Below are 25,743 nucleotides of genomic sequence, written 5' to 3' on the forward strand. Positions count from 1 at the left end.
CCAACCGGAGCACCACAGCCGATCAGTTTGGCGACCCCGATCGAAAGGACCTTTTGCGATAGGTGGGGCCTCTCCGAGACAGACGCCATCCCTGGCCACCGGCTCTGAGAGGTTGGAAACCCGAGTCGCGATCGACCTTGGCGACGCCGTTCCAGGGGAATGACGTCGGTTCCTGTCCGCCGCGACCATGACACTCATGTGTGGGCGACCCAAAGGCGCTGCTTGTCAGGAAAGGAGGTCGAGGCGGCTGCACCGGGCTCGCCCGGGCATATGGACTTGAGATTGATCAGGGTCGGCAAGAAAGACCAAAAAACCTATTCTGAAAATGGCTTCTGAATGGGAAGCCAGTGATCAGCCGCCTCGATGGGCCCGATCATCTCGGGACCGATGCTCCATCGCATGCGGACCGGCGGATTTCTACGTTCCAGTACGTAGTGGCCCGGAAATGGTCGGACTGTGCCAACCACCCAGCATTCCGTGACACCTCTTCTCAGGCGCAAAGAAAGCACGCGACCTTCGCCGCAGATCGCCGCCCGGTCCTATCGCCCAATGCTCTCGATCCATTGGGCCCACCCCATTTCCGACAGCCGCCATGCGGCGTCCGGCAAACTCCGGCCCGAGGCGGCCAGTTGCCGCACTGCGCGGGGCGACAGACCGTATTCGCGACGGAAGGCTCGGCTGAAGTTCTCCGCATTGGCAAAGCAGTGGAACCTTCCGATTTCGGAAATCGACATATGTCGCCGGTCGGGTGAGCGCAGCGCGTGCAAGGCGCACTGCAGCCGTCGCCGGTTGACATAGGTGGCAAAGCCACCAACGGGCTCGAACAACCGGTAGGCCTTCCGCCGAGACAGCCCGAACGTTGCAAGCAAGCTGTCGAGCGTAAGACTGGGATCGAGAAGGTTGTCCTCGACGTGGCGTCGCAAACCGACAAAAGACGCCAGATTGACCCCGGCCATGCTCCGCTCGTCCGCGTGACCGTTGATGGCGGCGGCGGCAAGATCGAGCAGCGGTGGAATGGCGATCTCAGCTTCGCGAAGCGACATCCTGTCGAGCTGGCCATAAAAGCTCTTCAGGCTTTCGCGAAACAACGCGACTAGCGGCAAGCCCGCCGGAACAACCTTCATGTGGGTGGCGTCGGCATACTCTACGCGCGTCGCCATCAGCCGGCGCGGCACGACGAAGCTGATCTGGTCGTGATCGGTGGTTACGGTCGACAAAGGCTGAGCCATGTCGATGACGTAGAGGTCGCCCTCACCGGCGACCTCCGAGTTGCTCCCTCCTCGGGAGACGCTTCTTCCCTTGAGGTAGAACTGCAGCAGGTAGCCGTCCAAGCCGTCGCGACCGATCTTGTAGCGCGAGCGGTCAAAGTCCTGCGCAGTGCTGCGCACACGTCCGAGGGCGACATCCCCCATGAAAGCCGCGTCGACACTGGCGAAGAAGCCCTCCTTGACGCTCTTTCGCGGGCGCGTATCGAAAATGACGTCGATCGCCTCTGTCCAGGCCGACTGGGCCAGTCGATCCGGCAGGACGCGGGTATCAAAGCGAGAACGGAGGAGCTTGGACTCGGCGGAAACGGCGCTCATAGGGGATCGGGCGCTCCGGTTGCCGCGCAGGAAGCCGGCAATCTGGATAAATACTCATACATAGCAGACGTGGAATATCAAGCCGGCCAGCGCGGCCGCCATCCGCCAGCATGGCAACGCGGGGCGCGTGACTGCGTTTCAGGCGACGTCGCTCTTGCCCACGTCGCCGAGGCCACCGGCAGGGTCGACCAAGGAAGCGAACAGCGTCTCAAGGCGCTTTTCGAGCTCACCATCTTCCATTCTCAACGAGGGCAGGCGCAGGACATCGCGCAAAACCGCCACACCCGCCACCAGCGTCAAGATAAGCGCACTGCGGACCGAGGCATCGTCCCCCTCCAGCCAGTCTGCCAAGGGCGAGACGAAATGGTCTTCGAGTGCGGAACGCATGACCTCTTCCGCCTGAAGGTTTCCAGCCGAACGGATCATCGCCCGCGCCGGATCAAAGGTCGGATCAGCAGCCGTCCCCGACGCAACAAGCTGTGCCGCGAGCTGCTTGCAGAACTCGAGCCTGTTGGCAGACAGCAGATTTTGAGCCGATATGGCGCGCGCAATGGCCTCGTTGAACAGGCCCTGCTTCGAACCAAAGTATCGGTTGACCAAGGCCACGTTCACGTTGGCCGCAGCGGCAATCTCTCGAACGCCCACGCCGTCAAAGCCATGCTCGGTGAATGCGTTCTGTGCCGCCACAAGTATGGCCGCCTGCGTCGCCTCGGCATTTCTCTTTCCCTTGGTCAAGACAGCATCGTCCTTTCATCGAGATCTCCTCGGTGAGACCCCAGGTTTCGCCGTGAAAGCTCAGTCTCTCGTCTTCAAGACGCAACTCCGGCGCAAAACGGTTCCCAAGCTTTCCGGAGCTGCTCCGGTCCATGCCCTCACAAGAGCCTACACATGATCGAGCCGATGCGGGAGTTCCAGTCCAAGCTTTCCTCGTATCGGTTGGCCGTCAATTAAACACTCGTTGACATGACGAGACGTGTCTGTATGCTAGCCTCAAGTAAACAAGCGTTGACACGAAGTGTGCGCATGGAGGCGCAGGCGAACAGTCCGGCGTTTCCGTCGTTGCGTCGTCCGAGGCCAAGCCCGAACGGTAGTTTGAGAAATCAGCGAACATGACGTCCCCCCCTTGTCTCTTCCGCCGAGCGGCGAGCAGATTTCTCGGCCTATCTCTTCTCGCGCTAGCGGCAACGGTTACCGGCTGCACCGAGGAGACGCCCTTGCCGCAACAACTCCTCCACGTGAAGGTCGAAGCGCCCAAGGCTGTGACGTTCGCGTCCGAAATCAGACTGACGGGCGAAGTTGCCGCCAATGCGCAGATCGACCTCTCCTTCCGAACGCCCGGTCGCGTCACGGGGTGGACCGCCGACGTTGGCGCCGAGGTCCGCGAGGGCGATGTTCTTGCGCGCCTCGACCCCACACAACAGCGGGCAAATGTGGAAGCCGCCGACAAAGCCCTGTCGGCCGCCGGCACCACTCTCCGGCAGGCGCAGTCCAACTACGAACGGCAGCAGGCGCTTCTGGCGAAGGGTTTCACGACGCGGCGGGATTTCGACGCCGCGCTGCAGGCGCTGCGAATGGCCGGCGGCACAGTCGACGGAGCACGCGCCCAGTTGGCCTTGGCACGGGACCAACTCGACCAGACCACGCTGAAGGCACCGTCTGACGGCATCATAACGGCGCGGAACCTGGAGCTAGGGCAAGTCGTCGCTGCGACCCAGCCGGTATTCGTCCTGGCTCAGGATGGACCGCGAGACGCGGTCGTCTCCATTCCTGAAACGTTGGTGGAACAGGTTGCCGCCTCCAACGTCGAGGTGTCTCTGGTGTCCGAACCAACCGTGCGTGCGATGGGCAGTGTGCGCGAGATCGCTCCCACCGCCGGCGACGGCACTGGGACGGTCCGCGTCAAGATCCAGCTCGAGCGGACGCCCCCCGACATGCTTCTGGGCTCAGCGGTAAGCGTGGTCATGAAGACGGCCGCCACAAAGCGGATCGTCATTCCGCAGACGGCCCTTTTCTCCGACGGAGGCCTGCCGTCGGTCTGGATCGTCGACCCCGTCTCCAGCCGCGTGAACCTGCGTCCCATCAGCATCGCTTCGTTCGAGACCTCCGCGGTCATCATTCGCGGTGGCCTGGACCCAAGCGAGCTGCTCGTAACCGTCGGAACGAACATGCTGCACCCCAACCAGAAGGTCGCCTTCGATCAGGGGGGCACGTTGTGAACTCGCTTCCACTTGTAGCCGTCCTTCTTGGCACAGCCTTTTTGCTGGGATGCGACGCAAGCTCATCAACCGAGGGAACGTCGCCATCCCCCCGCCCCGTCCTGTCGATCGTCGCCAAGCAGGAAACGCCCCAAAGCGAAGCTTTTGCCGGTACGATCGAGGCGCGGATCTCCTCCCCCCTGGCCTTCATGGTGCCGGGGCGCGTGGTGTCGCGCAGCGTCGACATGGGAGACTGGGTGACCAAAGGCGCCATTCTGGCCACACTGGACTCGGTGCCGTTCGATCTCGCCGTTCAGTCCGCCAGCGCCAATCTGGCCAACGCGGAAGCCCAGCGCGCCACGGCGGAAGCCTCCGAAAGCCGCATCGACGAGCTCTTCCGTCAGAAAACCGTTGCCACCGCCCAGCTTGAGGCCGTCCAGCAGATGCGCGAAGTCGCGGACGCCGCCGTCGCCCAGGCCCAAGCCTTGCTCGATATCGCACTCGATCAACGCGCGCATACCGAGCTCACCGCCGACTTCGATGGCGTCGTCACCGCCGTTCCCTTGGAGGTCGGGCAAACAATCGCGCCCGGCCAGCCGGTCATGACGCTCGCGGCTTCGAACCGGCTCGAGGCCGTGATCGACGTGCCCGAGGAGACCGCCAAGGATATGTCCCCCGATGCGGAGTTCGAAGTGAGCAGCCAGACGTCGCCGGTCAGCACGAAGGGCAGAGTTCGCGAGGTCTCGCCGCGCTTCGACACGCTCACCAAGTCGCGCCGCGTGAGGATAGCCCTCGACGCACCGCCGTCGTCCCTTCGCCTTGGCTCGACAATCCTCGCCCGCCTCGCCGGGACCGCACCGTCGGCGCTTCGTTTGCCGGAAACCGCCATACGGGAGCACGCAGGGAAGACGTCCGTCTGGGTTGTCGACACGGAAACACTGACGGTGTCCGAGCGGGTTGTGGAGTTGTCCGACCGCCGGGATGGTCTTGTCACGGTGGTCTACGGCATCGCGCCAGGAACGCGCGTCGTGACCGCTGGCGTGCACTCGCTCACCGAGGGGCAAATCGTCAAAATCAACGCCGAGGCGCCATAATGGCCGACACTCAGATGCATGAGGACCGCGATCCGTCGCGCCCGTTCAACCTGTCCGCCTGGGCGATTGATCACGCCTCGCTCGTCTGGTACCTGCTGATCGTCTCGATGGTGGCCGGCGCCCTGGCCTACATGAACCTCGGCCGGGAAGAGGATCCCTCGTTCACCATCAAGACCATGGTGATCCAGGCCCAGTGGCCGGGCGCCTCGATCGACGACACCATCTCGCAGCTCACCGACCGGATCGAGAAGAAGCTCGAAGAGCTGGACGTCATCGACTACACACGTTCGGTCACCTCACCGGGAAAGACCACGATCTTCGTCAACTTGCAGTCGACGATCAGCCACGCCGACGTCAAGCCGACGTGGAAAGAAGTCCGCAACATGGTGGCCGACCTCAGCTACCAGTTCCCGCAGGGCGTGCTCGGTCCGTTTTTCGACGATCGCTTCGGCGACGTTTTTGGAAACGTCTATGCGTTCACCGCCGATGGACTGACGCAACGGCAGTTGCGCGACTACGTGGAGCAAGTCCGGACCTCCGTTCTGACCGTTCCCGATGCCGGGCGCGTCGACCTGATCGGCGCTCAGGACGAAGTGATCTACCTCGAGTTCAACCCTCGGCAGCTCGCCAACCTTGGCCTCGACCAACAGGCCGTGATGCAGGCGCTGCAGGCTCAAAACGCCATCGTACCATCCGGCACGCTGGAGGCCGGCGCTGAGAAAATCAGCGTGAGGGTCAGCGGTCAGTTCGTTTCGGAGGAGAGCCTCAAGACGATCAACTTGCGGGTCAACAACCGCTTCTTCCGACTGAGCGATGTCGTCACCATCACCCGAGGCTTTACAGATCCGCCTGACTCGCTGTTTCGCTACAATGGGCAACCCGCCATCGGCCTCGCCATTTCCATGAAGGCCGGCGCCAACATCCTCGAGTTCGGAGACGCGCTGCGCACCAAGATCGACAAGGTCGTCGCCCGTCTGCCCGTCGGCGTCGGTGTTCACATGGTGTCCGATCAGCCCAAGGTCGTTCAGGAGGCGATTGGCGGCTTTACCAAATCCTTGTTCGAGGCCGTCGCCATCGTGCTGGTCGTCAGCTTCCTCAGTCTCGGCATGCGAGCCGGTGTGGTTGTGGCCCTCTCCATTCCGCTGGTGCTGGCCATCACCTTTCTGTCGATGGAAGTTCTCGGCATCACGCTGCAGCGCGTCTCGCTCGGCGCGCTGATCATTGCGCTCGGCCTTCTGGTCGACGACGCCATGATCGCGATCGAGATGATGGTGGCCCGCCTTGAAAAAGGCGAGACGCTGCGTCAAGCCGCGATGCAGATCTACACATCGACCGCCTTCCCGCGCCTGACCGGCACGCTGGTGACGATTGCCGGTTTCATACCCATCGGCCTCAACAGTTCCAGCGCCGGCGAGTACACCTTCACGCTGTTTGTGGTGCTCAGTCTGTCATTGCTCATCTCGTGGGCGGTCGCCGGCATCTTCGTTCCGCTGCTCGGGGTCACGTTGCTGCCGTCCAGCCTCAAGAAAGAGCACGACAAGCCAGGCGCTCTCATGGCGGCCTACCAGAAGCTGCTTCGCCTCGTCATGCGCCATCGTTGGCCAACGATCGCGGTCACCCTGGTGGCCTTCGCCGGATCGGTTTACGGCCTGCAGTTCGTACAGCAGCAGTTCTTCCCGACATCCGATCGACCGGAGGTGTTCGTCGACTGGACGCTGCCGCAGAACTCAACCATCGCCAACACCAAGGCGCAAATGGACAGGTTCGAAGCGACCCTGGCCGAGAACCCCGACGTCCAGTCGTGGACATCATTTGTCGGGCAGAGCTCGATCCGCTTCCTGCTAACCCTCGACCCCAAAGCGCCCGCCAATTACATCGGGCAGACAGTGATCGTCGCCAAGGATCACGAGGCCCGCGAGCGCATCGTCGAAAAGCTCGGCACCGAGCTTCGTCGCGACTTCATCGGCATGGACACCTATGTCAGTCTCGTCCCGCTCGGCCCACCGGCCGGTCGGCCGATCCAGTACCGGCTGAGCGGGCCGGATATCCAGAAGCTGAGGGGATACGCCCAGGGGTTGGCGGCGCTCTTCGACGGTGATCCCAGGATTGCCCCGCCGGTGTTCGACTGGAACGAGCCGGGTAGAGTGGTGAAGGTCGACATCCTTCAGGACAAGGCAAGGCAGCTCGGCGTGAGTTCAGCCGATATCGCCACGGTTCTCAACGGAACCATCGGCGGTATAACCGTCACCCAGATTCCCGACAGCACCTATCTCGTCAACGTGGTGGTCAGAGGCGGCGACAGCGAGCGCAACGCGATCGAGACGATCCGGGACTTGCAACTGCCCACCACCAGCGGGCAATCCATCCCCCTCGCCGCGATCGCCACGTTCAAGTACACCATGGAGCAGCCGGTGGTCGCCCGGCGCGACCGCATGCCGACCATCACGGTCAGCGCCGACATCATCGGCGACACCCAGCCTGTGACCATGGCCCTGAAACTGACTCCCAAGATCGCCGAGTTCGAGCGGTCTCTGCCAGACGACTATCGGATCGTCGTCGGCGGCCCGGTCGAGGAAAGCGAGAAGTCGCAAGCGCCGATCATTGCCGTCGTTCCGCTGATGCTTCTGACCATGGCGACCATATTGATGATCCAGCTTCAGAGCTTCCGCCGGCTGTTTCTGGTGTTCTCGGTCGCACCGCTCGCCCTTATCGGCGTGGCCATCGCCTTGCTGACGACCCATCAACCACTGGGTTTTGTTGCCATTCTCGGCATTCTCGCGCTGATCGGCATCCTCATCCGCAATTCGGTCATCCTGATCGTTCAGATCGAAACGCTGCGCCGCGAAGGTCTTTCCACGTGGGCCGCCGTCCTTCAGGCGTCGGAACAACGTGTGCGGCCGATCATACTGACGGCCGCCGCCGCCAGCCTCGGCCTCATCCCGATCGCCGCCGAAGGATTCTGGGGCCCGATGGCCTTTGCCATGATGGGCGGCATCATCATCGGAACGCTGCTCACCATCCTGTTCCTTCCGGCGCTCTATGTTGCCTGGTTCCGGGTGCCGCCACCGGAGACCAGTCCGTCTGTCGGCTAAAGGGGCAGAGGCAACTCCCGAAACAGCTATCCGCGTTCCCGGCAAGCAAACGCGGTTTTGCACGGAGGAGCAGCAAAGGGCTCGCCACCATTCCAACGCTAGAAAGACGATGCCCGGCGTCGCCGCCGGGCATCGACAAGGCAATCGTCTACGGAGCAGAGCTCGCTCAGGCGACCGTCAGGCGATACTTCGCAAAGCCCTCCTCGGCATCGCCGACCTTCTCCACCTTCACGCCGGCCGGCACGGTATCCAGCGTCGCGTTGGGCGAGTTGGGGAATGTCAGGTTGACGCCTTCGGGTAGCTTGGCGATCGACCAGTTGCCGTCCGCCGACGGATTGATGGTCTTGTTGGCTATGATGTAGCGGACGATAACGTCGCGATTGCTGTCGGGGCCCGTGAAGACCACGGTGCTGCCATCGGCGCCGGGGAAATGACCGCCACCGCCGGCGCGGTAGTTGTTGGTCACCACCAGGAACTCCTGGGTCGGCTCGACCGGCTTGCCCTGATAGGCAAGATCGATGATGCGATGCGCGTCCGGCGCCACCACCTTTCCGTCGTTGTCGTAGCGCTTTTCCTGCGTCACATCGATGCGGTAGGTGACGCCATCGATGACGTCATAGTTGTAGGACGGGAAGGACGTGTCGATCAGCGGCTGCTCGTCGGGACTGGTCGGGTCGATGGTGTTGAAGATGCCGGCCGAACGCTCGAGCCACTCCCTCACCTCTTCTCCCGTGACCTTCACGATGCGGATCGTGTTCGGATAGAGATAGATGTCGGCAACGTTCTTGATGGCGATCGGCCCCTTGGGCACGAAGGTGTAATAGTCCGGCCCCGAGCGGCCGCCGCACTTGAAGGGAGCCGCCGCCGACAGGATCGGCAGGTCCGGCAAGCCAGCCGCCTTTGCCTGGGTGGCGCCATACCAGAGCTGCGCCTGGCTGACGATCTGCACTGACGGATCGTCGGCAACCAGCGCCCAGTAGCTGGAAATCGGGGCCGAAGTCTCACCAACGGGGCGACGGACATAGTCGAGCGTCGCCTCGTGATCGTCCTTCACGGACGCAAGCACGGCCGGCACCGCGTCCACCCGCGAGACGATCTTCTTGTCGGCCGTCCGCTCATAGATCGGCCGTGCCTCGACCTGGAAGCCATTGATCTTCCATCCTTCGCCATCCTTGACGAGATCGAGATCGATGACTCCGAGATGGCTGCCCCAGAAACCGGGCATGACGGTCGGCACGCCGTTGAGCGTCCCTTTCTCGATATCGGCGCCATCGATGCCGGCGAAATCCTTGCCGGGGAAGACGAGATGCTGGTGGCCGGTGAAGATGGCGTCGATGCCCGGCACTCGCGAAAGGAACAGCGCCGCGTTCTCCTCGCCGCCAGAGCGTTCACCGCCGGCGATACCGGAGTGGCAGAGAGCCACGACCACATCCGACTGTGCGCGCAGCGCCGGCAGATACTTGCCCGCCGCATCGACGATGTCGATGGTGGTCGCCTTGCCTTCGAGGTTGTCCTTGTCCCACTGGACGATCTGCGGCGGCACGAAGCCAATGACGCCAATGCGGAGCACATGCTCCGCCCCCGTCGCGTCGGTCACCTTGGCGTCGAAAACGCGGGTCGGCTCGATGAGCGGCGTACCGTCTGGCTTCAGAACGTTGGCGCAAACGGCCGGGAACTCGGCGCCCGACAACGCCTTGCCAAGGAAGTCGAGCCCATAGTTGAACTCGTGGTTACCGAGCGTACCGCAGAGATAGCCGAGACCGTTCATGGCGGCGACGATCGGGTGCTTGTTGTCGCCGTCCAGCCCCTTCTCATAGGCAATGTAGTCGCCAAGCGGGCTGCCCTGGATGAGGTCGCCATTGTCGAACAGAACGGCGTTGCGGACCTCGTCACGGGCTGCGGAGATCAAGGCCGCCGTCTTGGCAAGCCCGACGGTGTCGTCGGCCCGGTCGCGATAATAGTCGTAAGGATAGACGTTGACGTGAAGATCCGTGGTGGCCATCAGGCGCAAACGGACGGACGGCTCGGCAGCCGCGGCAACCGTGGGAACAAAAGCGACGAGCGCGCCGGCGGCGGTAGCAAGAAGCAGTTCGCGGCGGCTGAGACGGTGGATCGGCATAACGACTTGTCTCCCAAATGGACGCCCCTCAGGGGCCAAACGTGTCGGCAACGGTGTATTTTCACGCTATCTGAAGTCTTCCAGGCGCCTTCTCTGCCGCCCCTCGGCATCGAAATTGTCCGGCTTCAGCCAGGCATCGAAGGCATCCCTCAGCGTCGGCCACTCCTTGTCGATCACGGAGAACCACGCGGTATCACGGTTACGTCCCTTGACTATGACGGCTTGGCGAAAAGTGCCCTCGTAGGTGAAGCCCAACCGCTCGGCGGCCTTCATCGACGGCATGTTGAGTGCGTTGCACTTCCATTCGTAGCGGCGGTAACCCAGCCCCTCGAAAGCGTGCTTCATAAGCAGATAATGCGCTTCGGTGGAGAGGGCCGACCGCTGCATCAGCGGAGACCACGTCACCCAGCCAACCTCGATCGAACCGTTGACAGGATCGATGCGGAGATAGGAGACGATGCCCACCGGCTTGCCGTTCGCCTTGTCCACCACCGCGAAGAACAACGGATCTTCCGAGGAAACAAGAGGACCGACCCAGGCGCCGAACTCCGCTTCGTTCGCGAAAGGTCCGACCGCCAGATAGGTCCACATCCGGCCGGCGCGGTCTGCGGAATAGGCGGCGAACAGATCCGGCGCATGAGCGACGGACAGTGGCTCAAGCCGAACCACTCGACCGTCGAGCACCGTATGCGACGGACGCCGACGCGGCTCCCAGCCCGCCACCACCGGTCCAATGGGATCGCCGTGGTCGTCCAACTCCTGCAAGACCATGTCTCCCCCCGAACAACGCGCAATCCGACGAACACTGGGCGCCGTTTCAATTCTATGTTGTAGCATCACCCGGCGGAAGCCCTGCCCCGCTTTTGCGAGACGCTCTCCCCATTCGAGTGGACCTTATTTGCCGATCACACCGGCGAGTTTGACGCGATTCTGCCCGAGCGCGGTCAGCACCGCCTGAACAATGCCCTGTGCGTCGAGGCCCGCTTCGGCATACATGCGCTCCGGCCTGTCGTGATCGACGAAGGTATCGGGCAATGTCAGCGCACGGAACCGGAAGCCTCGATCGAAGCGCCCTTCTTCAATAAGCGCCTGCGCAACGTGGCTACCGAAGCCACCGGTGGAGCCCTCCTCCACGGTGATCAGGAGTTCGTGGTGGGCGGCAAGCTGCCGGATCAGCTCGCGATCAAGCGGCTTGGCGAAGCGCGCATCGGCCACAGTGGCCGGAAGCCCGAACGTCGCCAGTTCCTCCGCCGCCTTCAGCGCCTCGCCAAGCCGGGTGCCGAAGGAGAGGATTGCCACCTTGCCCCCACTTGAAACAATGCGGCCGCGACCGATCTCAATGGGCTGTCCCTGTTCCGGCAGCTCAATGCCAACGCCTTCGCCACGCGGATAACGGAAGGCGATGGGACCGTCGTCATAGGCAACCGCCGTCGCCACCATATGCCTGAGTTCCGCCTCATCACCCGGGGCCATCACCACCATGTTGGGCAGGCAGGTGAGAAAAGCAGTGTCGAAGGCTCCGGCATGCGTAGCGCCGTCGGCGCCGACGAAACCGGCGCGATCGATCGGCAGGCGAACGGGCAGGTTCTGCAAGGCGACGTCGTGCACGACCTGGTCGTAGGCACGCTGCAGGAAGGTGGAATAGATGGCGCAAAAGGGCTTCAAACCCTCGGTCGCCATGCCAGCCGCGAAGGTAACGGCATGTTGCTCGGCAATGCCGACGTCGAACACACGGTCGGGGAAGGCCTTGGCGAAGAGATCCAGGCCGGTGCCGGCCGGCATGGCGGCGGTGATACCGACGATGCGTTCGTCGCGCCGTCCCTCGTCGACCAGCGTTTCGCCGAACACCTGCGTATAGCTCGGCGCATTGGCCTTGGGCTTGACCTGGGCGCCGGTCACCACGTCGAACCGACCGACGCCGTGGTACTTGTCGGCAGCGGCCTCGGCGGGCGGATACCCCTTGCCCTTCTTGGTGACGACGTGCAGCAGCACCGGCCCATCCTTGGCGTTGCGCACGTTGCGCAGCACCGGCAGCAGGTGGGAAAGGTTGTGCCCGTCGATAGGGCCGACATAGTAGAAGCCGAGCTCCTCGAACAGCGTACCGCCGGTCAGGAAGCCGCGCGCATATTCCTCGGCCCGCTGCGCCTTCTGCCGGAGGCCTTTCGGCAGGTTGAAGGCAAGCTGCTTCATCGCCTCGCGCAGCGTCAGATAGGTCGGGCCGGAAACGAGACGCGCCAGATAGGCGCTCATGGCGCCGGTCGGCGGAGCGATCGACATGTCGTTGTCATTGAGGATGACGACGAGCCGGCTATCCATGGCGCCTGCGTTGTTCATCGCCTCGTAGGCCATGCCGGCCGACATGGCGCCATCGCCAATAACGGCGATCACCTGGTTGTCGTCGCCCTTGAGGTCGCGCGCTACGGCCATGCCGAGGCCAGCCGAAATCGAGGTGGAGGAATGACCGGCCCCAAACGGGTCGTAGACGCTCTCGGCCCGCCTGGTGAAGCCGGACAGACCGCCGCCCTGACGCAGGGTACGGAAATCGCTGCGCCGCCCCGTGAGAATCTTGTGAGGATAGGCCTGATGCCCAACGTCCCAGATCAGCCGGTCGCGCGGCGTATCGAACACGGCGTGCAAGGCAACGGTCAACTCGACAACGCCCAACCCCGCACCAAGGTGGCCGCCCGTCGCAGACACCGCGTCGATCATCTCGGCGCGCACCTCGGTGGCGAGTTGCTCAAGCTCGGCAATCGACAGCATCTTGAGGTCGTCTGGTGACGACACCTTGTCGAGGAGCGGGGTGGCGGGACGCGACAATCCAAAAAATCCGTGAAACTACGAGGGCAAACCCCTCACTCTCAGATACCAGTCAATCACAGTCTCTTCAATTCTCAAGCGCTGAGTTTATCAAGCTAAATTACGGCGGATGCAGGGACGCTCATCGAGCGAGACCGAATTGAATCTCGATGAGATGGTAGGACGAGCCAGGTCCCCGCCAATCATGATAAATTTCCCGACTCTCGCCGGAGAAGACGTGTCGCGATCGCTCGATCTCCGACACCAGCGGGCCATAACCCTTTGAAAACAGCGTTCGCAAGGAACCTCGGTGCAACGCCGAAGCGGCGATTATAGGTTCGAGGTGCATCAGTTCGAACCCTCCCGAGTAGGCCAACGGTCGCTCGATCGGAAGGCAGATCCGCCAGTCGAACAGAGTCTTGCCATCACGCGGAAGGTCATTGGAGATGAAGGTCCACGGACCTGCGACGGTCAGCCGCAGATCCTCCACTTCGGTCATCATGCCAGGATAAAGTTCGGCCGAGACCGACGCCACGTCCCGGATTCGAATCCTCCGAGCCGCACTCAGCACCCACATGTCCTGCGTTTCGACGATGTTCATCCGGCTCCCCTTGCTCGTGTCGGCAAGCTACCGGGGAATCTGTCGGCACCAAGAGGCAGGATGAGATTTCCTTTCCAACCCAAATGGCAAAACAAGAGCGGATTGGAAAATCTTACCTCTTTCGTTTCCATTCCCAGTCAAACGGCTCAACGCCGGCGGTCGATCGTCGACTCGTCTCTTTTCCACCGCGATCATCACGGTTGGCGATCGACGCCAAACAACCAGGACGAAACACGGCGTCTGGGCACCGGCCGGGGTCAGCGTAGCCGGCGACCGTCGGAGTCAAAAGCGAGTATGTCATCTGCCCGGCAGCGCAAGGACAAGACTTCGCCGACCCTGGACCTTTGATCGCCCCGCTGTGCGAACCGAACAACGGTTCCATCAGCCAAGCGACCATGGACAATGGACTCGCCACCCAAGTTCTCGACGACACTCACATCAAACTGAAAGACAACATCGCCAGCGTCGTCGCCGATACCCAAGCTCTCCGGTCGGATACCCAGCGTCACATTGGCGCCAGGCGTCAGCGCCGACACGAGCTTTAGGCGCGCGACCGTGGAGCCAACTGCTGCGCTATTGTTCGCCTGGACCGTGGCGGGCAGCATGTTCATCTTTGGTGAGCCGATGAAGCCGGCGACGAACAGATTGTCCGGATCTCGATAGAGATCGACGGGGCGACCGATCTGCTCGACCGCGCCGGCGCGCAGCACGACGATCTTGTCGGCGAGCGTCATGGCCTCGACCTGATCGTGGGTCACATAGACCATCGTCGAGCCGAGTTGCTGATGCAGTTTGGCAATCTCGATGCGCATCTGGACGCGCAGCTCGGCATCAAGGTTGCTGAGCGGCTCGTCGAACAGGAACGCGGTGGGCTGCCGGACGATCGCCCGGCCTATGGCAACCCGCTGCCGCTGGCCGCCCGAGAGCTGCGACGGCTTGCGCCCCAACAACGGCTCCAACTGAAGGATGGCAGCCGCTTCCCGCACGCGCCGCTCCGTCTCGGCCTTCGACATCCCGGTCATGCGTAAGCCGAAGCTCATGTTCCCGGCGACTGTCATATGCGGATAGAGCGCGTAGGACTGAAACACCATGGCGAGGCCACGCTCGGAGGGCGCGACATTGTTGACGATGCGATCGTTGATCAGCAGGTCGCCGCTCGTCACATCCTCAAGGCCGGCGACCATCCGCAGCAGAGTCGACTTTCCACATCCGGAAGGACCCACGAAGACGCAGAATTCCCCCGATTCGATCGCCAGATCCACGCCGTGAATGACTTTCGCCGCTCCGAAAGCCTTGGTGATATGCCGCAACTCGATCGCGCTCATACGGACACCGCCTTCCACCATCCTAGAACTGTCGTCTGATCCAACGTCGGCACCGGGCCGGACGGGGCTGCCAGATATTCGGCGAGCGCCTTGCGGAAAGTGCGCGCAACCGGCCGGGCGTCCAGATCGGTCGCAACGTCAGCAGCGCAAAGGATGAGACGTCCCCGTCCGATCCTGGCTTCCGCGACCAGCATCAGATCGCGATTGGCGTTCCAGTCGTCGATAACGCGCACGATGGGTGCAAAACCGATATCCGCCGTGTCGAAAGCCCGGCGGCGGTGGGTCAGTTCCCACCAATGCCAGTCGGAATGGCTCGCAGTCGGGAAATGCTCGAAAAGCCGATTGTCGGCTTCGATCAGCAATCCCAGCGTATGAGGCGCCTGCCCACTGGTCCAGAGCGTGTTCCAGAAGGCGGCGGTGTGGCCGAGGACGGCGTTGGGCTTCATGGCCTCCGGTGGAGGCGACAGCACAAGCGTCTCACCACCGGCAACGCGCGCCAACGTGGCCTCGTCGAGCGTCTCGACAAGTGGCAGGACTGGGTCCGCGCCGGCGGCTGCACTCATCACCCACAACCCCCAGCGATTGCGATAGTTGGCCCCCTTGAGTGTCAGCACAACATCATAGCGAGCCGGCGCGGAAAGGCCGGAGAGATCGATCTCGATGTCACCAAGCGTATGCAGGTATCCGCTTTCGAGCCGAAGGCCGTTGACCTGCCCCTCATCCAACACGGTTCCGCGATCGTTGCGCAACTGCCAGACGACCGTCGGGTTCACGAGAGCAGTCGGACCGAACTGTGCCAGCTGCACGGTCGCGACAAACCGTTCGCCTGTGATCTTCACGAAACCATCGGCCCGAAGAAGCGGCACGATCGGAGCGCAAAACTCGCGAAACTCAGCCGCGTCGACATAGGGCTTGGGATCCCAGAAGGCATCGACGACACCAACGAGCGCCGTACCCTGGCCGGAGAAATCCTGCAACCCAAGGAGTTGGGTTCCGGCCATATCCGGCGTACGCAGCGCCGCCTCGAGCTCTTCCTTGTAAAGCTGGGTCTGCAGCGCGCCGCTGGCCAGCATCATCCGTCGGGCGAGCGCGCCACGCCCTTTGGCGGCGAGATCGTCGCGCACCATCATCAGGTTGCGAGCCTCCAGAACGCCGCCGTACTTGCCGATCTCGGCAAGGTCGGGATAGACGCACCACTGGCCGGTCTCGTGGCTCACCAGCGCCATCGGAAGCGCATCGACCCAGTCGCTCCAGTCGGTGCGGGTCTCAAGAGAGCGAGCATTAAGACGACCGTCAAGGCCCTCGCCCCAGCGCTGGTTGCGCGGTTCGGGCTTCGAGATGTAGTCGGCCCGCTGGATGGTCGGCCAGCCGGACCCGCCGGTGTAGACGCGGCGGTCATCGCGGGCATGCCATTCGTCAATGAAGCGTTCGAGGAAGGCGTGGACGCCCGCTCCGTTCACCTCGTTGCCAACGCAGAGCATGACGAAACTCGGATGATTTCCGTAGCTGGCGACGATGCGCTCCGCCTCAACGTGGATATAGCGATCAAGGGCCGGATCGGCGCCAAGCATCGGCCAGACGGGCGTCTCGACATGCAGCAGCATGCCGAGACGGTCGGCGACCTCGAAGGCGGCTTCCGGCGGGCAATAGGAGTGATAGCGGATGTGATTGAGACCGTAGGCCTTGGCCGTGCGGAATACCTTCTCCCAGCCCTCCGGATCGGTCGGCGGATAGCCGGTCTGCGGGAAGATGCAGCAATCGAGCGTGCCACGCAGAAAGACTGGGCGGCCGTTGAGCTTCAGGCGGCGACCATCCCGCGCGAAGCTCCGAATGCCGAAGCTGGTCACGCGCTCGTCGAGTTCAGCGCCATCGCGCATCCAGCGAACCGTGAGACGATGGACGACGGGCGAGAACTCGTCCCAGATGTCGGCCTCGGCCGGTAGGTCCGCGTCGATGATAACCGGCGTAAAACCGCTTGAGACCGTGATCGGTTTCCGGATGACGACCGGCTCGGCAACGCCATCCAAGGCGAACTCGAGAACGAGCTGATCGTCGTGCGGGTCGCTCCAGAAAGACGGGAAGCGGTTGTCGGCGTCGAAAGCATCGAGTTCGACCCTGACCGTCACATGGCGGTCGGGCGCGCGCACGTCCAGCCGGGCGATCGATGCCCTGGCGGCCTCGACGCGCAAATAGCCGACGACGCCGTTCCAGTTGGTCTGCGTGTGATCGGTGTTCGAGTGAGCGACGGCCTTCATCATGGCGCTGTCGCGAACGATGGCGTCGCCAACGGCCTCGAAACGACCGTTGTCGATCATCATGACGATCCGGTGTTCGCCGGCGCTCAGCGGACCGGCCATCATCCGCACTGCCGTGGACAGGCTCTCGTCCCGTCCGAGCTTGTAGCCGTCGAGCCAGATGTTGACCTCGCCGTGCGGCCGCTCCAGTGCGATGGTGAAGAAGTGGTCCTCCCCCCCCTCTGGAACGCTAAAGCTGCGCCCGTACCAGGCCTTGCCCACATAGGGATGACGGCGGCTGAGATGGGCCATCGTCCGCGTCGTCGTCAGCGGCGTCTTGGCAGCTTCATCGACGCTCCCTGGAAGGTCGATCGTGTCATTGAGCCCGGAGACATGCCAGGCCTCCGCCTCGCCTCTGCCAGTCGGGTCGAGCGCAAAGGACCATTGTCCCTCAAGAGGAATCGAAAACAGCATGTCGGCCTCTGGAAAAGGCGGGCACCAGCGGTGCCCGCGGAGAGAGTTCCTGTCCGGTCGCTTACATCCGGGCTTCGATCTCGGCCTTTGCCCCTGCGAGGGCCTCATCAACGCTCATGACGCTGCGCGCGACGTTGTTGATCGCCGTTCCCATGGCGGTATAGGCGACGCTGTCGAGCGGGTTAAGCGTGAAGGGCGTCATCTCCGCCTGTACGGGAGCAAACACCGCATTGACGTTTTCGCCGCCGTAATAGGCGTCGGGCGCGTTCAGCCAGTCGGCCTTGCTGGCCGGCGTCCAGGCCGGATAGAGGTCATCGCCCGAAAACTGCTGCTTCAGGCTCTCGTTATCGGTAACCAGCCAGCGGACGAAGGCCCATGCCGCTTCCTTGTTCTGCGAGCTCTTGAGGACGCCGAGATAGTCGCCGCCGCTGTTGAAGGCGCGCTTGCCCTCGAAGGCGGGCGCCGAGGTCACGGACCACTTGCCCGCCTGGTCGGTGGCATAGGCGCGCTTGAGCAAACCGCCGAACCAGTTGCCGTAAAGCGCGGTCGCAAGCTGGCCGCGCTGGAAGGCGCCCTGCCATTCCGGGCTCCAGGCCGAGAAGGGCGAAATCAGCCCTGCCTCGGAGGCTTCCTTCACCTTTTCGAGCGCCGCCTTGAAAACCGGATCATCGAGCTGCAGCTTGCCGTCGGCGCTGAAATAGCTGACGCCGGCCTGGGCCATCATGGCGCGGACGATTTCCTCACCATTGCCGATGACCCAGCGCTGGTTCGGCACGACCAGCTTCTTGCCTTCCCGGATGAAAGCATCCCAATCACTGAAGAGTTCAGCCACCGCCTTGGGGTCGGACGGCAGGCCGACTTCGGCGAAGATGTCCTGCCGGTAGAACATGCCGCCCGGGCCGGTGTGCTTGGGCAGCGTGGTGATGCGGCCGTCAGGCAGCGTCGAGTTGGCGGCGGTGAACGGAGCGAAGTTGGCCATCAACTCCTTGGCGCCGTAAGGGGCCTCGGCGAGATCGACCCACTGGTCCTTGTCCCTGAGAAGCGCCATCATGCCGATCTCCACGCAGGCGACATCGGCGCCGTTTCCGCTCAGAAGCGCGCGCTGCACGGCGTTGAGATAGGCGTTGTTGGTCTGCGGGATGCCCTGAACGTTGACCTTGATGTTGGGATAGGCGGCATTGAAGGCCGGCAGCAGAGCCTGGAACGTTCGATCGTTGTTGGGCCAGGTCAGCACGCTGATGGAACCCGAGATGTTCCTGTCAGGCGCCTCCTGGGCATACGCCGACGTCGAAGCCGTCACGGCCAGCGCCGCCGCGGCGAGTATTCTCAGTCCCTTTGCCATTGCTCTCTCCTCCACTTGAATCGGCTGCCGGGGCGTTTCTCCTTGCCGTCCGCGACGCCTCCGCCTTATTTCACCGAGCCCGATGTCAGGCCGGCGATGAACTGCCTGCTCAACAGCGCAAACAGCACGAACACGGGGACGAGCCCCATCAGCGTTGCCAGCATGACCGCCGGCATGTCCGAGTAATGCGTGGTCGACAGCGTCGTAAGCGCCAGCGGCACGGTGAACTTTGTTCCGTCGCCGAGGACCACCAGAGGCAGTTGGAAGTCGTTCCACGTGCTAATCAGCGTCCAGACCGCCAACGCGGCCAACCCCGGTCGGATGATCGGCACGACGACGAAAAAGAACGCAGCTATGCCACCGGCACCGTCCATCTCGGCCGCTTCGTAGAGTTCGCGCGGCACGGTCGAACCGACGTAGGTGTACATCCAGACGACGCCGAATCCCGACGCCACGGCAGGCACGATCAGCGGCCAGAAGGTGTTGAGCCAGCCGATGGCATTCATTTGCAAGAAGAAGGGGATAAGGGCCAGCGACGGCGGGAAGAACAAGGTGGCGAACGTCACCACCAGCAACGTCTTGTGACCCGGCGCGCGCGTGTAGCGCGACAGCCCGTAGCCGGCGAGCGAGCTTACCAGTACCAACCCCACCGTCTTCGGCAGGGCCACGGCGAGGCTGTTGAGGATCGGCCGGAAGGGCGGGAAGACGTTGGCGATGTTGGCATAGTTCTGCACGATGTTGTCGCCGAACCAAAGGGGCGGTGGAAACTGGAAGACCTCGTTCAGCGTCCTGGTCGCAAAGACCGCCGTCAGATAGATCGGCAGCAGGAAGAACAGCGACAACAGTCCCAGCGCCACCGTCACGCCGATGTTGAAGCGCTTCTCGCGATTGGACATGCGCCCAAGAATGCCCTTGCTCATGCTCCCTCTCCCGCTTTGGTGCGGCGCATGAGGCTCCTGTAGACCAGCGTTAGGACGACGACTGCCGCGAAGATGTACCAGGACACGGCGGAGCCGAGACCGAAGTTGAGCTGCGTGAAGGCGGTGGCATAAAGATACATGCCGACCGTGGTTGCACTGTTGTTCGTGCCGCCGAGGCCTTGCGTCAGCACAAAAGGCTCGTCGAACATCTGCAGCCCGCCGAGCGTCGCGGTAATGACCGCGAAGGCGATGGATGGCATCAGCAGCGGCAACGTGATCCGGGACAGGATTGCCCAGCGACCGACACCATCCATGCGCGCCGCCTCATAGATATCGCGCGAGATCGACTGCAGGCCGGCGAGGAAAATGATGATGTACCAACCCGTCCAGCGCCAAATGACCAGCAGGACGACCAGTGGCTTGATCCAGACCTCCGACCCGAGCCAGTCGAAATAGCTCGGTGTGCCGGTCATGGCCCCCGTCAAGAGATTCACCAGCCCGCCGTTGGCCGAGAAGAACAGGCGCAGCACCACCGCCGCGATGGCCGGCGCCACCAGGAGCGGCACCAGAAACACCATACGGAAATAGGTTTTGCCGGCAGCGACATACTCGTTGATGGCGACAGAGAGAACCAGGGCGAGAGAGATGGTCAGGAGGGTCGACCAAAACCACAGATAAATGGTGTTGGCTACCGCCTTCTGGAACACCGGATCGTGGAGTGCCCGGACATAGTTTTGAAAGCCGATAAAGACCGGGGAACCGAAGCCATCCCAACGTGAAAACCCGAGGTAGAACGAGAACACCACCGGAAAGACGGAGAAGGCCAGGAAAATGGTGAAGAACGGCAGCACCGAGATATAGAAGGCGCTGTTGCGCCGCCACTGGGAAGCTGGTGTTCGGCTTACCGTTTCGACCATATGGCGCCCCTCCCGAGACCTCAGACCTCATAGACACAGCGATGCGACGACGCGCCACGTTCTCACGGCCTTCTCCCAGCCGTCAGTCACCGCCGCGATAGGCCAAGCCTCGCCGCTTCAAACCCTCCAGCCCGCAAAACTGATCCGCAGGAATGGCTCACCGAAGCTTGCGCCCCAGTGAGAGCGCTTGATCGAAGTGTTGACGTTCTTCTTTAAGCGAATCCCCGGGCAGCTGGAATGACGTAAACACTGAGCGGCATGGATGATTCTATGGGCAGCGCGACTTCGCTTGCTGCTCCGGCCGACAAAGACCCACGGGGCGCTGGCGGTAACGATAGGGTTCACAGCCCCTTCCGCAACCACTTTCCGGATCAGATCTCCTCCGGTACGGGTGTAACGACAAGGCTCGGCATGCCATGAATGCCTATGTAAAGCATGCGATACGGCAGCTGACGTTCTCCGCCCATCGCGTGGGCGCCTGCAGGGAACACAGGCCGCTTTCCAAACATCGCCCTTGCCGTCTCCGGTCCGGCGAGCTGAATCCACCTAGCCGCGCCAAACCGACAGCGCTTGAATTACAAGGCAGCGCATTTGAAAAATGGTCGGCCTTGCTGGAATTGTCGCGATGGTCTCTTCTGGATTGATCTGGAACATGGAGGAGCGCTCAGGCTACTGTGACAGTAGCAATCGGCGCGCAAGCGAGGCCACCGCTCGCGTCAAACGCTCCCGGTCGGGCCGGGAGGCATTTCGGAGGTCGCGAAGAGACTTGCTCGTCCCGTGACAGTTTTTCTTGCCGTCGTCCGAGATGTGTCCGCAGTGGGCGCCGGGTTACCCCCTTTTGGCAGGACTCGCGACGCTGTGGGCTGCATGGAGTATCCTCTGACAGCAGCACATCACCCAAGCGAATAGAAGACATCCACCCAGAGCTTATCATCGGCGAGGTCTGGCCCGCACTCCGCACGGCGGTTTCTGGCTGATTGAACGATGAACCCTTGCTCGGGTCATGCCAAGTGTGGTGCCGCTTGCTTGCGCGCGCCCAATGCGACCCACGACGCCTCCCCCGCCAAGTCGGAGGAAGCTCGGGACCCAATATCGACGCCGTTCCGGAGACTTTTCTTCCGAATGCGGAAGACAAAGCGAGGGGCGACTGGAAAAACGGCCCCTTGCCCGTTTTACTCCCTGTCGAGCGGTTCGACGCCCGCCGCCGATCCGTCACCGGCGATTCTGATCTTCTCCACCTTGGCCTCTGCGGCCTTGAGCAGGCCGTCGCAATGCTTGCGAAGCGCATCTCCGCGTTCGTAGATGGATATGCTCTCCTCAAGTGGCACCGACCCCTGCTCTAGTCGGGCGACGATGCCTTCGAGCTCCTTCAGGGCCTGCTCGAAGCTAAGGGCGCTGACGTCTGTGGCGTTGGTCATTCTCGGCAGCCTTTCGTCGATCAGGGATAGAGGCGGGTGCGCGTCCAGCCGCCGTTACCGTCTGGCAGGAAGCGGACGCGATCATGCAGGCGGAACATCCCGTCACGCCAGAACTCGACGGCCGTCGGCGCGACGCGCAGCCCCGACCAGTACTCGGGCCGCGGCACAGAGCCGACGCCGAACTTCAATCCCCATTCGGCCACCGCCTTCTCAAGCGCGAAGCGGCTTTCGAGCGGGCGCGACTGCCTGGAAGCCCAGGCGCCGATGCGGCTGCCGCGATCGCGACTCTGGAAGTAGGCGTCCGCCTCGTCCTTCGACACCTCCGAGACATTGCCGCGTATGCGAATCTGCCGCTTGAGGCTCTTCCAGTGAAACAGCAGCGCCGCCTTGCGGCTCGCCAAAATCTGTTCGCCCTTGGCGGAACCGAAGTTTGTGTAGAACACGAAACCTCGTTCATCGAAGCCTTTCAGCAGCACCATGCGAGCGTCGGGCATGCCGTCTTCATCGACGGTGGCGAGCGCCATCGCGTTGGGATCGTTCGGCTCGCTTTTCTCGGCTTCCTTCATCCAGCTGACGAACAGCTGGTATGGCTCCGAGGCTTCCGTGAAATCGGGCTCTGAACTTGACATATCTCGTCGACGCCTCGTCGTGCTGGCTGGCCGCGGCCAGATTCGGGCAAGCGTTCGACCGGCATATAGCCACATCCCGGCCGGCGACAACCTCTTGGACGCCTGCCCCCCGAAAAGATTTTGTCAAAGCCGTGCGACCCGTATAATGGCACACTCTGGAACGGAACGTGATCGGGCATTACATGTTTGGCAGAACCTTGGCGCCATTCGGCGCCATCATCCATTTGAAGAGGGCCAACCAGCATGCGTGATCCGTATGAGGTCCTGGGCGTGCCCAGGAGCGCGGACGAAAACACTATCAAGAAGGCTTACCGCAAGCTCGCCAAGCAGCATCACCCGGACGCCAACAAGAATGACCCACGCTCCAAGGAGCGTTTCGCCGAACTGAACTCGGCCTACGAGATCGTGGGCGACAAGGACAAGCGACGCCAGTTCGACGCCGGCGAGATCGATGCCGACGGCAAACCGCGTTTCACCGGCTTCGAAGGCTTCGGCGGGGCCAGCGGCGCTGGCGGCGGGTTCCGCCATGCCGGCGGACGGGCAACCGACGACATCCTGCATGACATCTTCGGCGATGCCTTCAACAGCTTTGCCAGCGGCGGCGCTCGTGGGGCGCGCGGTGGCCGGCGTGGCGGCGGATTCTCGGGATTCGAAGGATTCTCGGGCGCAGGCGCGGCCGGTCCGGGCGCAGGCGCCTCGGGATCGACCAAGGGGGCCGACGTCATGGTAACGGCCCGTGTCCGCCTGGAAGATATCGTCGGCTCGGGCAAGGTGCGCGTCACCTTGCCGAACGGCAAATCGCTTGACGCCAAGATTCCAGCCGGCTTCGAGCCCGGCCAGCAGCTGCGCCTCAAGGGCCAGGGCGGTGAAGGCACACCGCCGGGCGATGCCATCGCCATTCTCGTCTACGAAACGCACGCCCTGTTCCGGCCCGATGGCTACAACCTGCGCCTCGACTTGCCGGTCACCCTCGATGAGGCGGTGCTGGGCGGCAAGGTGCGCGTTCCGACGCTGGAAGGCGCCGTCGACATGACCATTCCAGCCGGCGTCACCGGCTCGAAGGCTTTCCGCCTTCGCGGCAAGGGCCTACCCGACAAGAAGGGCGTCCGGGGCGATATCTTCGTCACCCCGCGCATCGTGTTGCCGGATGGCGCCGACGCCGGCCTCGAAAAGCTGATGGAGCGTTGGCGCGAGGTTCGCCCCTACGACGTACGCGGGCCGGAATTCTCCTCATGAGCCGCCTGCCCCCACTGCCACTGCCACCGGCGCGCGGAGCCCGCACCGCGCGTTTTGTCGCCAGCCTCGCCTTCATGGTGATGGTGGTGGGGATCGTCTCCCGTCATCTCGATCTGATATCGAGCGGCACCATGTATACGGCCGTCGGGACCGGCCTGTTGCTCGGTCTCGTAGCGCTCGGCGTACTGGCAATGACCATACGCGACGTATGGCAGGAAGGACGAGGGGGCGCCGACAGCGCGTTCGGCACCCTGCTGCTGATCGTCGCTGCCTTCTCGCCGCTGATCGGCGCGGCCGTGGCCTATGTGGCCTACCCGGCCATAGACAGCGTTTCGACCGATACGGACGATCCGCCCGCAGCACCGGCAGACTTCTCGCAGGTGGTGCTGCCGGTCGACCTGCGTGCCGCTCCCAACGAAGCGGCGGCCTTGCAGGAAGATGCCTATCCGGACCTGACGACGCAGGCCACGGACCTTTCCACCGTCGAGGCCTATGCGCTGGCCCGCCAGACCATAGACGACCTTGGCTGGGATATCCGGCTGGCCGAAGAGCCCGACACCGAGGCTGCCAGTGGCCGCATCGAGGCGGAGGCGCGATCGCTGGTGCTCGGCACCCAGGAAGACGTCGTCGTCCGCATTCGTCCCGGCGACAGCGGCAGCCGCATCGACATTCGTTCCATGAGCCGGGTGGCCATGCCCGATCTTGGCGAAAACGCCCGGCATGTCGGCGATTTCATTGCCCGCTTCGGCGAAGTCTCACGGCGACAAGCGGCCAACTGATATCCGTTCCGCTTGATCCGGCCTGATCCAGCTCGAGCGGGTTCCGACCTGACGGAAGCGGTATAGCTCATCTCCGGCTGAGCCGATCCTCGTCTCTCCCCACGAGACCGCGTTCCTCCAGCCAGTCGATATGGGCCTTAACAGAGAGCGCCGCCGCCCCGGCCAACGCCGGATCGAGACCGATGTAGACGGCGGCAACGATCTCACCAACGGTGCGACCCTTGCTATCGAGCGCCCGCAGGATTGCCGCTTCGCGTGCTTGCCGATGGCGCTTCAGCTCCGACACGCGAGCCGGACCGTCGATCACCGGACCGCCGTGCCCAGGCAGGTAGGTGCGGGGACCAACGGTGGCAATGCGATCGAGGGAGGCCATGTAGTCGGCCATGCTCCCGTCCGGCGGCACCACGACGCTGGTCGACCAGGCCATGACATGATCGCCGGAAAACAGCAGCTCCCGCTCGGCGAGATCATAGCAAAGATGCCCGGCCGTGTGGCCGGGGGTGGCAATGGCGCCAAGAAGGCCCGCCTCCGTCTCCACCCTGTCGCCATGGGAGAGCACCCTGTCAGGCCGATAGAGCGGGCGCGTCGCGTCGGGCGCTGCACCGATCACCTCGGCGCCGGTCAACTGAGACAGTCGGCGCACTGCGCCGGCATGATCGGCGTGATCGTGGGACAAGACGATCCGCCGGATCGGAGCGCCCGCGACCTGCAACAGATCCTCGACATGGGCGTCGTCGTCGGGACCGGGATCGATGACGGTGATCTCCCGATCGCCGAGCAGATAACAGTTGGTGCCACGGAAGGTCAGCGGTCCACCGTTGCGGGCCGTTAGGCGACGAACGCCGGAGGCTATCGGCTCGGCAACGCCGTATGCCGGACTGAAATCGAGACCGGAAGCGACGCTCACACCGCCCTCCCCGGACGCAGAGGTCCACCATGTGCGTTCATGGGAGCAGATGAATCCCCTAGGGTTTGCATGAATCGCCCTG

The 25,743-nt window shown here is 63.1% G+C and carries 19 protein-coding genes; 5 read left to right on the top strand and 14 right to left on the bottom strand.

What is annotated here, in order from left to right:
- Positions 1–539: 539 nt before the first annotated feature.
- Both M4J40_RS13535 and M4J40_RS13540 read right to left on the bottom strand, forming a co-directional pair.
- Positions 540–1,583 carry a helix-turn-helix domain-containing protein gene (locus M4J40_RS13535; RefSeq protein ID WP_251754664.1) on the bottom strand — a complete coding sequence of 348 codons (1,044 nt, stop codon included), beginning with the start codon at positions 1,581–1,583 and terminating at the stop codon, positions 540–542.
- Positions 1,584–1,721: 138 nt separating this feature from the next.
- Entirely contained in the window at positions 1,722–2,318 is a 597-nt protein-coding gene (locus M4J40_RS13540; RefSeq protein ID WP_251754665.1) for a TetR family transcriptional regulator, read from the bottom strand.
- A gap of 479 nt (positions 2,319–2,797) precedes the next feature.
- On the opposite strand from M4J40_RS13540, the gene M4J40_RS13545 reads away from it, so the two are divergent.
- The 3 genes from M4J40_RS13545 to M4J40_RS13555 are packed head-to-tail and all read left to right on the top strand — an operon-like array spanning position 2,798 to position 7,964.
- Positions 2,798–3,799, top strand: coding sequence for an efflux RND transporter periplasmic adaptor subunit (locus M4J40_RS13545; RefSeq protein WP_251754666.1), 1,002 nt, complete (start codon positions 2,798–2,800; stop codon positions 3,797–3,799).
- Positions 3,796–4,872 carry an efflux RND transporter periplasmic adaptor subunit gene (locus M4J40_RS13550; RefSeq protein ID WP_251754667.1) on the top strand — a complete coding sequence of 359 codons (1,077 nt, stop codon included), beginning with the start codon at positions 3,796–3,798 and terminating at the stop codon, positions 4,870–4,872. The genes M4J40_RS13545 and M4J40_RS13550 overlap by 4 nt, the downstream gene beginning before the upstream one ends.
- On the top strand, positions 4,872–7,964 hold the full coding sequence (locus M4J40_RS13555; protein ID WP_251754668.1) for an efflux RND transporter permease subunit: 3,093 nt from the start codon (positions 4,872–4,874) through the stop codon (positions 7,962–7,964). The genes M4J40_RS13550 and M4J40_RS13555 overlap by 1 nt, the downstream gene beginning before the upstream one ends.
- Before the next feature lie 166 nt (positions 7,965–8,130).
- On the opposite strand, the gene M4J40_RS13560 is transcribed toward M4J40_RS13555, so the two are convergent.
- The 11 genes from M4J40_RS13560 to pdxH form a co-directional block, all read right to left on the bottom strand.
- Positions 8,131–10,083 carry a bifunctional 2',3'-cyclic-nucleotide 2'-phosphodiesterase/3'-nucleotidase gene (locus tag M4J40_RS13560; RefSeq protein WP_251754669.1) on the bottom strand — a complete coding sequence of 651 codons (1,953 nt, stop codon included), beginning with the start codon at positions 10,081–10,083 and terminating at the stop codon, positions 8,131–8,133.
- 66 nt (positions 10,084–10,149) lie between these two features.
- Positions 10,150–10,848, bottom strand: coding sequence for a GNAT family N-acetyltransferase (locus M4J40_RS13565; protein WP_251754670.1), 699 nt, complete (start codon positions 10,846–10,848; stop codon positions 10,150–10,152).
- Positions 10,849–10,977: 129 nt separating this feature from the next.
- Entirely contained in the window at positions 10,978–12,900 is a 1,923-nt protein-coding gene (dxs, locus tag M4J40_RS13570; protein ID WP_251754671.1) for a 1-deoxy-D-xylulose-5-phosphate synthase, read from the bottom strand.
- A gap of 121 nt (positions 12,901–13,021) precedes the next feature.
- Positions 13,022–13,480, bottom strand: a complete 459-nt coding sequence (locus M4J40_RS13575) for a GyrI-like domain-containing protein (RefSeq protein WP_251754672.1) — start codon at positions 13,478–13,480, stop codon at positions 13,022–13,024.
- 257 nt (positions 13,481–13,737) lie between these two features.
- Positions 13,738–14,805 (bottom strand): ABC transporter ATP-binding protein, encoded by a 1,068-nt coding sequence (locus M4J40_RS13580; RefSeq protein WP_251754673.1) that lies wholly within the window; start codon positions 14,803–14,805, stop codon positions 13,738–13,740.
- On the bottom strand, positions 14,802–17,513 hold the full coding sequence (locus tag M4J40_RS13585; protein ID WP_251754674.1) for a sugar-binding domain-containing protein: 2,712 nt from the start codon (positions 17,511–17,513) through the stop codon (positions 14,802–14,804). The genes M4J40_RS13580 and M4J40_RS13585 overlap by 4 nt, the downstream gene beginning before the upstream one ends.
- Positions 17,514–17,574: 61 nt before the next feature.
- A complete protein-coding gene (locus tag M4J40_RS13590; protein WP_251754675.1) occupies positions 17,575–18,855 on the bottom strand; it encodes an extracellular solute-binding protein in 1,281 nt (426 codons plus the stop codon).
- A 65-nt stretch (positions 18,856–18,920) separates the two neighbouring features.
- Complete coding sequence (locus M4J40_RS13595) at positions 18,921–19,775, bottom strand: carbohydrate ABC transporter permease (protein WP_251754676.1); 855 nt, start codon at positions 19,773–19,775, stop codon at positions 18,921–18,923.
- Entirely contained in the window at positions 19,772–20,692 is a 921-nt protein-coding gene (locus M4J40_RS13600) for a carbohydrate ABC transporter permease (RefSeq protein WP_251754677.1), read from the bottom strand. Before M4J40_RS13600 ends, M4J40_RS13595 begins: the two co-directional genes overlap by 4 nt.
- 1,172 nt (positions 20,693–21,864) lie before the next feature.
- The gene (locus tag M4J40_RS13605) at positions 21,865–22,110 is read right to left on the bottom strand and encodes an exodeoxyribonuclease VII small subunit (protein WP_134184991.1); all 246 of its coding nucleotides are present in this window, start codon (positions 22,108–22,110) and stop codon (positions 21,865–21,867) included.
- Between the two features lie 20 nt (positions 22,111–22,130).
- A complete protein-coding gene (gene pdxH / locus M4J40_RS13610; RefSeq protein ID WP_251754678.1) occupies positions 22,131–22,739 on the bottom strand; it encodes a pyridoxamine 5'-phosphate oxidase in 609 nt (202 codons plus the stop codon).
- 243 nt (positions 22,740–22,982) lie between these two features.
- Here pdxH and M4J40_RS13615 point away from each other — a divergent pair, with 243 nt between their 5' ends.
- Together M4J40_RS13615 and M4J40_RS13620 are read left to right on the top strand one after the other, a co-directional pair.
- On the top strand, positions 22,983–23,975 hold the full coding sequence (locus M4J40_RS13615; RefSeq protein WP_251754679.1) for a DnaJ C-terminal domain-containing protein: 993 nt from the start codon (positions 22,983–22,985) through the stop codon (positions 23,973–23,975).
- Entirely contained in the window at positions 23,972–24,754 is a 783-nt protein-coding gene (locus M4J40_RS13620; RefSeq protein WP_251754680.1) for a DUF1499 domain-containing protein, read from the top strand. Before M4J40_RS13615 ends, M4J40_RS13620 begins: the two co-directional genes overlap by 4 nt.
- A gap of 67 nt (positions 24,755–24,821) precedes the next feature.
- Here the strand turns inward: M4J40_RS13620 and M4J40_RS13625 are convergent, their stop codons facing one another.
- Entirely contained in the window at positions 24,822–25,661 is an 840-nt protein-coding gene (locus M4J40_RS13625; protein WP_251754681.1) for an MBL fold metallo-hydrolase, read from the bottom strand.
- Between the last annotated feature and the right edge of the window lie 82 nt (positions 25,662–25,743).

Source organism: Pleomorphomonas sp. JP5 (assembly GCF_023721815.1).
Taxonomy (GTDB): Bacteria; Pseudomonadota; Alphaproteobacteria; order Rhizobiales; family Pleomorphomonadaceae; genus Pleomorphomonas.

Excerpts from the sequence above, each read along its gene's own strand:
- M4J40_RS13535 (WP_251754664.1), bottom strand. The coding sequence starts at position 1,583 with ATGAGCGCCGTTTCCGCCGAGTCCAAGCTCCTCCGTTCTCGCTTTGAT.
- M4J40_RS13555 (WP_251754668.1), top strand. The coding sequence starts at position 4,872 with ATGGCCGACACTCAGATGCATGAGGACCGCGATCCGTCGCGCCCGTTC.
- M4J40_RS13560 (WP_251754669.1), bottom strand. The coding sequence starts at position 10,083 with ATGCCGATCCACCGTCTCAGCCGCCGCGAACTGCTTCTTGCTACCGCC.
- M4J40_RS13575 (WP_251754672.1), bottom strand. The coding sequence starts at position 13,480 with ATGAACATCGTCGAAACGCAGGACATGTGGGTGCTGAGTGCGGCTCGG.
- M4J40_RS13580 (WP_251754673.1), bottom strand. The coding sequence starts at position 14,805 with ATGAGCGCGATCGAGTTGCGGCATATCACCAAGGCTTTCGGAGCGGCG.
- M4J40_RS13585 (WP_251754674.1), bottom strand. The coding sequence starts at position 17,513 with ATGCTGTTTTCGATTCCTCTTGAGGGACAATGGTCCTTTGCGCTCGAC.
- M4J40_RS13590 (WP_251754675.1), bottom strand. The coding sequence starts at position 18,855 with ATGGCAAAGGGACTGAGAATACTCGCCGCGGCGGCGCTGGCCGTGACG.
- M4J40_RS13595 (WP_251754676.1), bottom strand. The coding sequence starts at position 19,775 with ATGAGCAAGGGCATTCTTGGGCGCATGTCCAATCGCGAGAAGCGCTTC.
- M4J40_RS13600 (WP_251754677.1), bottom strand. The coding sequence starts at position 20,692 with ATGGTCGAAACGGTAAGCCGAACACCAGCTTCCCAGTGGCGGCGCAAC.
- M4J40_RS13605 (WP_134184991.1), bottom strand. The coding sequence starts at position 22,110 with ATGACCAACGCCACAGACGTCAGCGCCCTTAGCTTCGAGCAGGCCCTG.
- pdxH (WP_251754678.1), bottom strand. The coding sequence starts at position 22,739 with ATGTCAAGTTCAGAGCCCGATTTCACGGAAGCCTCGGAGCCATACCAG.
- M4J40_RS13615 (WP_251754679.1), top strand. The coding sequence starts at position 22,983 with ATGCGTGATCCGTATGAGGTCCTGGGCGTGCCCAGGAGCGCGGACGAA.
- M4J40_RS13620 (WP_251754680.1), top strand. The coding sequence starts at position 23,972 with ATGAGCCGCCTGCCCCCACTGCCACTGCCACCGGCGCGCGGAGCCCGC.